Below are 12,201 nucleotides of genomic sequence, written 5' to 3'. Positions count from 1 at the left end.
CTACATAATATATTATTATCTTTCGTCTAAAATATCAACCGTTTTTTTACTTTTCGCGTTTAAAAATTATAGAACTTTCATCGCCATTATAATCATCAAGATACAATGTTCCTTTAAGCGTCCCAAACTTAGGTGATAATTGCTTTAATTCAAATAATCTGTCCGTAAAATCCTTGCTGCTTCCAAGGCTCACTTTAACATCACCCATGTACAATGTGATATTATATGAAGAATCAAAATACACCTTGTCCACATTAATGTCATATTTGTCAAAGCTCTGTGTGAGATCCAGAATAGTGTTATATATCTCGGAATTACCCGCATCAAGCTTTGTATTAATAACAATAGAGTTAAAATTAAGTCCGTCTATCTCTGGAACATTCTCATATAAATCCGTAGAACTTTCCACAACAATTCCATCTTTGTCAAAATACATATTGCATCCCATATACCTGACATAACCTACTATTGCTTTTTCATACACTGTTACATAAAGCCTGTCCGGCCAGTCTGTCTCAACATCATATTTCTGGATAAATGGTATTTTGGTGTCTTTTTGTCCAAATATTTTGAAATATAGCAGATTAACATAATCACCACCAAATATATATTTTTTAAGTTCTTCATCCGAATAATGAGTTGAACCCACAAATTCTATTGTGTCAGCCTCAAACACCTTATATGTAACACCAAAAAGTGTTCCGGCAACAGTTGCAATAACTGCAAATATAATAAGGACTTTCTTTCTTTTTCTGCCCCGTCTTTTCTTCTGGTTTACACTGTTTCTATTCTTACTACCCATTATCTTTCCAACTTAATCTGACTGCTTATATTAAATACAACCCCAAGTTCAAGCAGTAAAAATACTGCCGCCGTACCTCCATAGCTTATAAACGGAAGCGATACTCCTGTATTAGGTATTGTATTAGTTACTACTGCTATATTCAGAATTACCTGTATGGCAATATGTGCAAATACTCCTGTTGCAAGCATTGAACCAAACAAATCAGGTGCATTCTGTGCTATATGGTTAATTCTCCATAACATTACAATAAACAGAGCAATCAGGCAGAATGCTCCAAAAAGTCCCAACTCCTCACATATAACAGAGAATATCATATCATTCTGTGATTCCGGGATATATCCAAGCTTCTGAAGACTTTTGCCAAGTCCCTTGCCAAAAAGACCTCCTGAGCCTATGGCATATAACGCCTGAACTGTCTGGTATCCCTTATCATCAATGTATTTCTCAGGATTAAGCCATACAAGTATACGGTTTAATCTGAATTTTCCAGTCATATTTCCCGACGCTGCCATCTTCTTTATCCATGAGTAAAATGCGCTAAAAGCCACCGCTGCCAGCCCCGTCAGTGCAACATATATTTTATATCCCGGATACGCCACAAATGTCATAACAACGGAGATAAGTGCTACAATAAGTGCGCTGCTCATATTAGAAGACAGCACATAAACAAGCAGTGCCGGTGCAAAACCCGCTATTATACATATCACTATAACAGTCCTGAATTTCTTTATGTTCTGCCCTGCTTTCACTATAAGAAGTGCGGTCATGGCAATCGTTCCAATCTTTACAAGCTCCGCAGGCTGGAATTGTCCCAGTCCCGGAATCTTTATCCATCTGGTAGCTCCATTTCTTGTAATTCCAAGAGGAGTCTTTAAAAGGAACATGCAAAGAAGTCCGCCTATGTATATTACAACTGCAAGCTTCTTAAGATAATGATAATCTAAAATCTTCGTTTCAACTATCATTAAAACAAAGCCTATTATAGTAAATATAAGCTGTTTTCTGAAATAAAACTCCGGATCACCCTCTTCAATCTGCGCTGTATATGAGCTTGTGCTGTAAATCATTGTAAGCCCAAAGCCAACAATGAATACAAGCACAAAAAGAAGAGTGTAATCAAAGTAAAATCCATATTGTTTTCTCTTTTTTTTATTTCTGTTATTTCTTCTATTTCTATTATTCCCCGGCATATAGCACCGCCTTTTTACAGATTATTAACAAGATCCTTGAATATTCTTCCTCTCTGTTCGTAGTTATCGAACATTCCCCAGCTTGCACATGCAGGAGATAAAAGAACCGCATCTCCACTTACCGCATTTTTAGCACATATATCTACTACCTGTTCCATTGAATCGGCATATTCGATATTCTCAAAGCCATATTTCTTACATGTATCAGCAATCTTGGCACTTGTCTGTCCTATAAGCACAAGAAGCTTAACCTTATCCTTAAATGCCTTTACATAAAGGTCGAATTCTGAGCCTTTATCATAACCTCCGCCGATAAGAATTGTAGGCTTAACCATAGCTTCAATAGCCTTAACTGCTGCCTCAGGGTTAGTTCCCTTGGAATCATTATAGTAATCAACGCCATTCTTTGTTGCAACATATTCAATTCTGTGTTCAACAGCCTTAAATTTCTTAACCTGTTCTATTATAATATCATCAGGAATTCCGGCAGCCTTAGTCATTGCAATTGCTGCGCATACATTTTCATAGTTATGCTTTCCTAAAAGATTCATGTCATGGACATTTAACATGTCGTAATCATTAGTTCCGTCTGTATACTTAATCATCTCGCCATCAACATATGCTCCGACTGATGGCTTTCTTTCACTCGAAAACCACACAACATTTGCCTTACACTCAGGTGCAAAGTCTGTAAGATACTTATCCTCAAGATTAAGCACACATGTATCTGCCTTAGTCTGGTTCTCACTTATTCTTTCCTTGGTCCATGCATAGCATTCCATTGTATGGTGTCTGTTAAGATGGTCAGGTGTAATATTAAGAATTGCAGATACAATCGGATGGAATTCATGTACTGTCTCTAACTGGAAGCTGCTTATCTCAGCAACTGTATATGAATCCTCACTTGTCTTTAACACTTCACCTGTATATGAATTACCTATATTACCAACGACAAATGTTTTCTCATTATATGCAGCAATTATCTGTCCAACAAGCGCTGTAGTTGTTGTCTTTCCGTTAGTTCCTGTAATTGCAATAATCTTACCCTTATCATAATTATATGCAAGCTCAATCTCGCCCCATACAGGGATACCGGCATTCTTAAATGTAAGCACTATCGGACTGTCAATAGGAACCCCCGGACTTATTACAAGCAGATCAATCTTCGAAAGAAGTGCCTCATCAAATGCCCCGATGATAATCTCTGCCTTGTTATCACCTAACTTCTCCTGCACCTTCTGTCTGTCAAGCTTTTCATTGCCATCATACAGTATGCAGTCAGCACCAACTTTATTCAAAAGGTCAACGGCTCCAATACCGCTTATGCCTGTTCCCACGACCATTACTGTCTTATTCTTTAAATCCATCGTCGTTTACTTCCTTTCATACAAAATGTATACAAAAATATATTACTATCAATCATCGTTTTTTTCAAGTTGAACTGACCTTTCTATACCAATATACGGCAATATATTTTCATACAGTGTCTTAACAACAGGAGCAGCAATCGTTCCACCATAATATACGCCTGTTGGTTCATCAATTAAGCACATCGCTATAACCTGTGGATTATCAGCCGGAGCAAAACCTATGAATGATGAAATATATTTTCCTGAACCTCTTGGCAGCTTCTGTGATGTTGCCGTTTTTCCTCCTATTGAATAGCCGTCAATATATGCTTTCGTTCCTCCGCCTTCTGACACTACACCCTCAAGAATCTTTTTCATCGTTTCACTCGTTTGGGATGATATTGCCTCATCCTGTGTTGAATATGCAAATTCATTTACCACTGAACCATCTGATGAACCTGTGTATAAGCCAAAATGTGGTGTAACAAGTCTTCCACCATTTACAATTGCCGAGACAGCCCTTAACATCTGAACGGGTGTTATCTGGAAAGACTGTCCGAATGACATTGTGGCAAGCTCAACCGCACCTACATTTTCCTGCTTATGAATAATCGTTCCTGCCTCTCCTGACAGATCTATTCCTGTCTTTGCAAGAAGTCCAAGCTTACCCATGTACAGATACATATTATCAGTACCGACTCTTCTGCCCCATTCAACAAATGCCGGATTACACGAATTATACACTGTATGTGTAAAATCCTGTGTTCCATGTCCTGTTGTTTTGTGACATCTTATTCTTCTGTCAGAAACAACTGTTGCACCTGAACATGTGAAAGAATCATTTAAACCCACCACGCCTGTCTCAAGTGCTGCTGTTGCAGTAACCGTCTTAAATATTGAGCCTGGTTCATATGTATCATTTATGCAGAAATTCCGCCACATATTATTAAGAAGATCCATCTTATCCTTCTGTGTCTCTTCCTCATCAGGCTCATAATTAAGCTCATACGGAGAATTAAGATTGTATTCCGGAACATTTGCCATGGCAAGTATCTCTCCATTATCCGGACGCATTACAATTATGCTTACCTGTTTTGCCTCTTTCTTTACCATAGTCTCCCATGCAAGCTGGGTTGCATATTTCTGTATATTAACATCAAGCGTTGTATACAGATCCTGTCCGTCAACCGGTAGAATACGATCTTCCCGGCTGCCCTTTATCTCAATCCCCCCTGCATCAGACAGTGTAAGAATCTGACCATTAGTACCTGACAGATATGTGTCATATTTAGCTTCCAGCCCAAGTATTCCCTGATTATCAGCACCAGTAAAGCCAAGTACTTTGGAAGCCAGTTCATTATACGGATATACCCGCTTATAATCCTCGTCAATCTTTACACCCGGCAGGTCGTATTCCCTTATTGCATCTCCGATATCCTTTGCCACATTTGTCTTAATATATTCCATAGAGGATACTTTTTTTACTTTCTTAGTCACTTCCTCCACATCCATATCAAGTTCACCTGCAAGCACTTTTATAACCTTATCTTCGTCCTCTATCTGACTATGTATTACAGAAACTGTACATACCACTTCATTAGCTGCAAGTATTTCGCCATTTCTGTCAAGAATCCTTCCTCTCTTTGCCTTAATTCTTCTCTCCCGTTGATGCAGCTCATCAGCCTTTTGCATATAATACTCTGACTTTACCGTCATAATAACGCCAAGCCTTACGCATTCAAGAATACAAACCATAAGGATTGCAGCTATCATTAACACAAGCTTTTTTCTATGACTGGTGCTGAGCCAGCCAAATGTGTCATTATCCTTCATTGACAAATAACCCCGCTTTAGTCTTCTACATTTTATGAGAAGTAAAGCAGGGTTATTCTACTTATTATTACATAATTTTAGTTGCTGCCTGTCGTAGCTGCAGCCGGTTCCGAAACAGGAACATCTGAAACGCCTGATTCCTCCGGTGCATTTCCCAGATCAACATATGGCTCATCTGTATCCTTATACACATTCATATAAGGCAGCAGCTCCGTCATAATATCTTTTGCAAGTATAAGTGCATCTGATGTACTTCCCGATGTACCAGTAGTTCCATCAGGTTCATCAAGAACAATATATATTGCAAATTTAGGATCATCTGCCGGAGCATGCCCTATAAATGAGATAACCCACTTAAGGTCAGCTCTTGGAATCTTCTGTGCAGTACCAGTCTTTCCTGCAATAGAATACCCCTCTATATACGCCTTATGTGCTGTTCCTAATTCTACTGTATTTTCCAGATATTTTCTAAGATACTTTGATGTTGAAGCCGTAACAGTCTGTCTTACAAGAACAGGTGAATTTTCTTTAACAACTTCTCCATTCGCTGATTCTATTCTCTTAACTATATGTGGCTGATAATACTTGCCATCATTAATAAGAGAACTATACGCTGACAGCATCTGTATCATATTAACATTAACATTCTGTCCAAATGAATTGGTTGCAGCATCTATCGTTGTTATCTTATTCTCATCATACATAATACCCGTAGCTTCACCAGGAAGGTCTACACCAGTCTTTGCGCCAAATCCAAACATTTTCTCATACTGTGCAAATCTGACATTACCAAGCTTTATTGCAATATTAATCATATAAGGATTACATGAATTTTCCAATGACTGCGACAATGTAAGAACACCATGGCTTCCTGTTGTTGAATATGAGTGGCATTTAATCATATCAGGACCAACATACTCATATCCCTTACATTCATAAGTATCTCCATCATGCACAACGCCTTCTTCAAGACCCGCAGCAATAGTGAATGGCTTATAAGTTGAACCCGGCTCATATGACTCTGATACACAATAATTAGTCCATAACTGATACAATGCATTGGTTACATCTGTATCTGACATTGACGCAAGCTGCTCCTCAGAATATACATTTGCAAGATTTCTGGGATTATTAAGGTCAAACTGTGGATAGCTTGCCATTCCTAGAATCTCACCATTCTTAGGATTCATAACAACAATTGCTGTATTCTTAGATGGTTTTTCCTGATTATATGCAGCCATATATTTCTCTATTATGGACTGCACATTATAATCAATTGTTGTAATAATATTGTTACCGTTAACTGCTGCCTTTGTCGTTTCTACTGCATTAAGGTCTTCGTCAACATAGCTGTATGTAACTCCGTCTGTTCCTGAAAGCTCATCGTCATACTGGCTTTCAAGACCAAGTTCTCCTCCATTTACATTAGAAGCAAAGCCTATAACATCACATGCAAGAGTACTAAACGGATATTTCCTCACATAGCTTTCCTCAAACCAGACACCGTATATATTACTGTTCTTCTGTGCCTTAAGTTCGTTAAATTCCGCTATTTCATCTGATGTCAGCTCCTTAAGCAGCTTCTGATACTGGCTTGAAGGATTATCATTGATTGTTTTTTTTATATTATCTTTATCAAGACCAAAACATTTTACCAATGCATCTATTGTATTATTAAGATATTTTCCGTCCTCTGATGTCACACTCTTTACATCAAGTATCAGATTATACACCTTCTCACTATATGCCAGAACTGTTCCGTCACTTGCAGTAATATTACCACGCATATAAGGAATTGTAGTTGATGTATATGTCTGATGATTAAGCACCGCCTGGGAATATTCCTCCCCATGTGTATAGTTAATCATAAATATCCTTACACCAAGTGCAAGTAATAATACAAATACTATTATAAATGTAACATTAATTCTTCTGTGTGTCCTCTTAAGCATTGCGCGTTTCCTGCGCATCATTTTCTTTCTTCTTGCTTCACTGGTATTGTCCATAAATTTATCAATCCTTTATATCGCACTGCCACACATTTTAGTTATTTTGAGATATCCTTATACTGCTTTACATATTCACTTTCCTTTGAATCGTAACCGATTACCTGGCTTCTGCCTGGATATACCATACCAAGTTCATTGACAGCTGTATCATATATTGCATTATAATCAATTCCTGCATTAATCTCTGATTCATGGCTGTTATTCTCTGCCTTAAGTGAATTAAGCTGATTCTGAAGTTCAACTACAGCAGTACTGTTAGTCTTAATGTCTGACTGGAGATTAAGATACTGGTAGCAGATTGCAAATACTGCTGTTGCACAGATAGCAAGTACTGTAGTATACACAAGGTTAACCCTGTTATTTCTTCTTATCTCTCTTCTTCTTTGTCTTCTCTCCTGCTCCTGCTCCTCAATTCTTCTTTCATGCTCATAAGTATGTATTTCTGGAACAGACTGCAGCTTTCTTACTGCACTTCCATACTGATATTCAGTTGTCCTGTGATTTACAACATTTCTTCTCTTCTCCAAAACTTTCCCCTCCATAAAAGTTTTATATTCTTTCAAACACCCTCAGTTTAGAGCTTTTAGACCTCTGATTCTCGTTTAGTTCTTCATCTCCGGGAACTATAGGTTTTCTTGTTATAACCTTTCCTTTTGATTTCTTTCCGCATACACATACTGGGAAATCCGGTGGACATGTACATGGATTCTCATTGTTTCTAAATCTTGCCTTAACTATTCTGTCCTCAAGTGAATGGAATGTTATGATACATAAACGCCCCTGTGGATTAAGCCTGTCTATCATCATATCAATTGAATTCTCTAAGACATCTAATTCCCTGTTAAGTTCAATTCTTATAGCCTGGTATGTTCTCTTTGATGGATGACCGCCTGTCGCCCTCACCTTTGCCGGAATAGAAGCCTTTATAATCTCATTTAGTTCAAATGTTGTTTCTATCGGCTTTTCTTTTCTTGCCGCAACTATGTGTTTAGCAATATTCTTGGCAAATCTGTCCTCTCCATAATCCCTTATGATTCTGAAAAGTTCCATCTCACTATATGTATTAACAAGATCCTTTGCTGTCATCTCCTGTCTCTGATCCATTCTCATATCAAGAGCAGTATCTACATTATAAGTAAATCCTCTGCTTGCTGTATCTAACTGATACGATGAAACTCCTATATCAAGAAGTATTCCATCTACTTTATCAATTCCAAGTTCATCAAGAACCTTGTCCATATTGCAATAATTATTTCTTACTATTGTTACGCGTTCTTCAAATTCTTTAAGTCTTTCTGTCGCTGCCGCAATTGCGTCCGCGTCCTGATCTATACCTATAAGTCTGCCACCACCTGTAAGTCTTTTCGCTATCTGATATGAATGTCCTGCACCGCCAAGTGTTCCATCAACATAGATTCCATCAGGTTTAATATTCAGATTGTCAATTGTTTCTTCCAAAAGAACTGATTTGTGTTTAAATTCCATAATAAACCCCATGTCTGCATATTATATAGAAAATCCAAGACTCTCCATATTAGCTGCTACTTCATCCATATCATCATCATAGGTACTGATACTCTGCAGCCAGCGGTCTTTGCTCCAGATTTCAATTCTGCTTGCAACGCCCACTAAAACTACATCTTTTTCCAATCCTGCAAACTCGCGTAATACTGATGGAAGAAGTATTCTGCCCTGCTTATCCACTTCTACGCTTGCTGCACCTGCAAGAAAGAATCTAGTAAACTGTCTTGCATTCTTATTGGTAAGTGGTAATGTCTGTAACTTTTCTTCGAATTTCTGCCATTCATCATTCGGATAGACAAACAGGCAGTTATCAAGACCTTTGGTAACCACGAATTCATCTCCCAGAACCTCACGGAACTTAGCTGGTACGATTAGTCTGCCTTTAGCATCTATTGTATGGTTGTATTCGCCCATCAACATAACTATCGCACCCCACTTTCTACCATTAAGCTCCACTTTCCACCACTTTAATGTCAATTTTATACTTAAAGTGTTTAAATTACAAGTCCTTTTTTAGTTTATTTAACGTCAGAAGGCAGTTAATAACTGTCTTTTTCTCCGTTTCTTGTTTTGATTGCTTATATAGTGTTTTATCCTCATCTTCAGTACAATATATAGATATATTTTTATACTTATATATATATTATTTTAATAAGCAAATTATATGTTGTTTTTAAATGAAATTTTTTGTATAATATGATTTTGTACTGGATTCTTTTTTACATTTTAAGAACTCCGGAACGAATAATCATAAGAATAATTAATGAGGAGATTCTATTATGAAGCTTGGTATCGTGGGTTTGCCTAATGTCGGCAAAAGTACCCTTTTTAATTCACTTACTAAGGCAGGAGCAGAGTCAGCCAACTATCCTTTCTGTACAATTGACCCTAATGTCGGTGTTGTTGCAGTTCCGGATGACAGACTTGACAAGCTTGCCGCTTTATATAATTCAGCCAAGATAACACCTGCTGTTATCGAATTCGTAGATATTGCAGGTCTTGTTAAAGGTGCATCTAAGGGTGAAGGTCTTGGAAACCAGTTCCTTGCCAACATCCGCGAGGTTGATGCTATCGTTCATGTCGTAAGATGCTTTGAGGATTCTAACATCGTTCATGTTGATGGCTCTATTGATCCTATAAGAGATATTGAAACCATTAACCTTGAACTTATATTCTCAGATATTGAAGTATTAGACAGAAGACTCGCTAAACAGAAGCGTGCTTCATATAACAATAAAGATATTGCTAAAGAATGTGACCTTCTTGAAAGACTTAAGGCATTCCTTGAGGAAGGTAATTTAGCTAAGAACTTTGAATGTCAGGATGAAGATGAAGAAGCATTTTTAAAGGAATACAACCTTCTTACAGCCAAGCCTGTAATCTTCGCAGCTAACGTATCAGAGGACGACCTTGCTAATGATGGTGCTGACAATGAATATGTTGCAAGAGTAAGAGAATACTCTAAGAAGGATAACTGTGAAGTTTTTGTTATCTGTGCGCAGATTGAACAGGAAATCTCAGAATTAGATGATGATGAGAAGAAGATGTTCCTTGAAGATCTTGGTATAAGTTCATCAGGTCTTGATAAGCTTATTGCAGCAAGCTACCGTATTCTTGGTCTTATCAGCTACTTAACAGCAGGCGAGACCGAAACCAGAGCATGGACAATCACTAAGGGAACCAAAGCTCCGCAGGCTGCCGGAAAGATTCACAGCGATTTTGAAAGAGGCTTTATTAAAGCAGAAGTTGTTTACTATCAGGATTTACTTGACTGTGGTTCATATAATGGAGCCAAAGAGAAAGGTCTTGTAAGAATGGAAGGCAAAGAATATGTCGTTAAAGATGGTGATGTAATCCTTTTCAGATTCAATGTATAATATTAATGGGCGTGTGGTTTTACCACGCGCCCATTATTTCTTTAAACTTCTTAACATTATCAGCTACATCTCCAGAAAATATTGCTGAACCTGCTACTATTACATTAGCACCTGCCTCAAGAACTGATGCAAGATTTCCAGCATTCACCCCACCATCAATCTCAATATCTGTATCAAGTCCTTTAGCATCTAATAAACTTCTTATTTCTTTTACTTTATCAAGTGATTCCGGTATAAACTTCTGTCCCCCAAATCCCGGATTAACGCTCATTACAAGAACCATATCTACCTTATCAAGATAAGGCTCAATTGCTGATACCGGTGTCGGAGGATTAAGTGTTATAGCTGCTTTTACACCACATTCCTTAATCTTTTCTAATGTAGCAACAACATCCTTACACGCTTCAACATGTACTGTAATTATATCAGCGCCTGCCTTAACAAAGTCTTCTATATATCTTATAGGCTCTTCAATCATAAGATGTACATCAAAAACCTTGTCAGTTGCACTTCTTGCTGACTTAATAACCGGCATTCCGAATGAAATACTCTTTACAAAAAGTCCATCCATAACATCTACATGAACATATTCAGCTCCTGCCTTATCAATTGTTTCAAGCTCTTCTCCTAATTTCTTGAAGTCTGCCGATAATATTGATGGTGACAAAATTTTTTTCAAATCACTCATATTTAACAACCTTTCTGTTTGCAAGTACTTCTAGTACTTCTTCTTGTTCTTTATTTCTTCAAATATATCTGTATATGACTTGTATCTGTCATAATTAATAATTCCATTTTCAACTGCCTGTTTTACCGCACATCCCGGTTCGCTTACATGCATGCATCCATTGAATCTGCACTTTCCTTCAAATGGTACAAACTCTTCAAAGTAAAATCTTAAATCTTCTTTCTCAACATCCGGAAGATTAAGTGATGTAAATCCCGGCGTATCACATATATATGTTTCCTTGCATACATTGTATATCTCGGAATGTCTTGTAGTATGCCTTCCTCGGCCTATCCTGCTTACTTCTCCTGTCTGGCTGACTTCTCCCTGCTCTTCCATGTCCGGTATAAGCAGATTGGTAAGTGTTGATTTGCCAACTCCTGAAGGGCCTGCAAGTACTGTTGTCTTTCCTTTCAGTACTTCCATTATCCTGTCAATGCCAATATTATTCTTTGCACTTATAAATATGCATTCACATCCACACCCCTCATACTTTTTCTTTAATTCATTCTTATATTCATCATCAGCCAGTTCTTCTTTATTGAAACATACAACTGTCGGAACATCCTGATAATTCATCATAAGAATGAATTTATCAAGCAGATTAAAATTAGGTTCTGGCGTCTTTACTGCAAATATAACCATTGCCTGGTCGATATTAGCAGAAGCTGGTCTTATAAGTTCGTTCTTTCTTGGAAGGATGTCCACCACATTTCCCTTGAAATTATCTTTATCAATAACCTCAATCTCCACATTATCACCAACCAGTGGTTTAATGTGTCGGTTTCTGAATATTCCTTTTGCCTTACATTCATAAATACCGCTGGCTTCTACATGTATATAGTAGAAACCAGCGATACCTTTAATTATCTTTCCCTGCATATAAA

The 12,201-nt window shown here is 37.6% G+C and carries 11 protein-coding genes; 1 reads left to right on the top strand and 10 read right to left on the bottom strand.

Translation table 11 applies throughout. The features are described from left to right. Positions 1 to 46: 46 nt before the first annotated feature. The 8 genes from EUBELI_RS03510 to mraZ form a co-directional block, all read right to left on the bottom strand. The gene (locus tag EUBELI_RS03510) at positions 47 to 802 is read right to left on the bottom strand and encodes a cell division protein FtsQ/DivIB (RefSeq protein ID WP_012738976.1); all 756 of its coding nucleotides are present in this window, start codon (positions 800 to 802) and stop codon (positions 47 to 49) included. Beyond that, a complete protein-coding gene (locus EUBELI_RS03505) occupies positions 802 to 1,995 on the bottom strand; it encodes an FtsW/RodA/SpoVE family cell cycle protein (protein WP_012738975.1) in 1,194 nt (397 codons plus the stop codon). The genes EUBELI_RS03510 and EUBELI_RS03505 overlap by 1 nt, the downstream gene beginning before the upstream one ends. Before the next feature lie 14 nt (positions 1,996 to 2,009). After that, on the bottom strand, positions 2,010 to 3,362 hold the full coding sequence (murD, locus tag EUBELI_RS03500; protein WP_012738974.1) for a UDP-N-acetylmuramoyl-L-alanine--D-glutamate ligase: 1,353 nt from the start codon (positions 3,360 to 3,362) through the stop codon (positions 2,010 to 2,012). 48 nt (positions 3,363 to 3,410) lie between these two features. Next, the gene (locus EUBELI_RS03495) at positions 3,411 to 5,177 is read right to left on the bottom strand and encodes a peptidoglycan D,D-transpeptidase FtsI family protein (protein WP_012738973.1); all 1,767 of its coding nucleotides are present in this window, start codon (positions 5,175 to 5,177) and stop codon (positions 3,411 to 3,413) included. Between the two features lie 77 nt (positions 5,178 to 5,254). Continuing rightward, a complete protein-coding gene (locus EUBELI_RS03490) occupies positions 5,255 to 7,183 on the bottom strand; it encodes a peptidoglycan D,D-transpeptidase FtsI family protein (protein ID WP_012738972.1) in 1,929 nt (642 codons plus the stop codon). A 41-nt stretch (positions 7,184 to 7,224) separates the two neighbouring features. After that, entirely contained in the window at positions 7,225 to 7,713 is a 489-nt protein-coding gene (locus EUBELI_RS03485; RefSeq protein WP_049777873.1) for an FtsB/FtsL family cell division protein, read from the bottom strand. A 22-nt stretch (positions 7,714 to 7,735) separates the two neighbouring features. Continuing rightward, complete coding sequence (gene rsmH / locus EUBELI_RS03480; protein WP_041688008.1) at positions 7,736 to 8,671, bottom strand: 16S rRNA (cytosine(1402)-N(4))-methyltransferase RsmH; 936 nt, start codon at positions 8,669 to 8,671, stop codon at positions 7,736 to 7,738. A gap of 21 nt (positions 8,672 to 8,692) precedes the next feature. Next, on the bottom strand, positions 8,693 to 9,130 hold the full coding sequence (mraZ, locus tag EUBELI_RS03475; protein ID WP_041688510.1) for a division/cell wall cluster transcriptional repressor MraZ: 438 nt from the start codon (positions 9,128 to 9,130) through the stop codon (positions 8,693 to 8,695). A gap of 359 nt (positions 9,131 to 9,489) precedes the next feature. On the opposite strand from mraZ, the gene ychF reads away from it, so the two are divergent. Beyond that, positions 9,490 to 10,587, top strand: coding sequence for a redox-regulated ATPase YchF (gene ychF / locus EUBELI_RS03470; RefSeq protein ID WP_012738968.1), 1,098 nt, complete (start codon positions 9,490 to 9,492; stop codon positions 10,585 to 10,587). 19 nt (positions 10,588 to 10,606) lie between these two features. On the opposite strand, the gene rpe is transcribed toward ychF, so the two are convergent. Both rpe and rsgA read right to left on the bottom strand, forming a co-directional pair. Beyond that, a complete protein-coding gene (gene rpe / locus EUBELI_RS03465; RefSeq protein WP_012738967.1) occupies positions 10,607 to 11,275 on the bottom strand; it encodes a ribulose-phosphate 3-epimerase in 669 nt (222 codons plus the stop codon). Between the two features lie 30 nt (positions 11,276 to 11,305). Then, positions 11,306 to 12,196: a ribosome small subunit-dependent GTPase A gene (gene rsgA, locus EUBELI_RS03460; protein WP_012738966.1), complete on the bottom strand. Its 891-nt coding sequence runs from the start codon at positions 12,194 to 12,196 to the stop codon at positions 11,306 to 11,308. Positions 12,197 to 12,201: the final 5 nt, after the last annotated feature.

It is taken from the genome of [Eubacterium] eligens ATCC 27750, assembly GCF_000146185.1.
In the GTDB taxonomy this organism is placed as follows: domain Bacteria; phylum Bacillota; class Clostridia; order Lachnospirales; family Lachnospiraceae; genus Lachnospira; species Lachnospira eligens.
The sequence above is the reverse complement of the archived record's forward strand: the minus strand, read 5'-3'. Positions and strand labels throughout refer to the sequence as shown.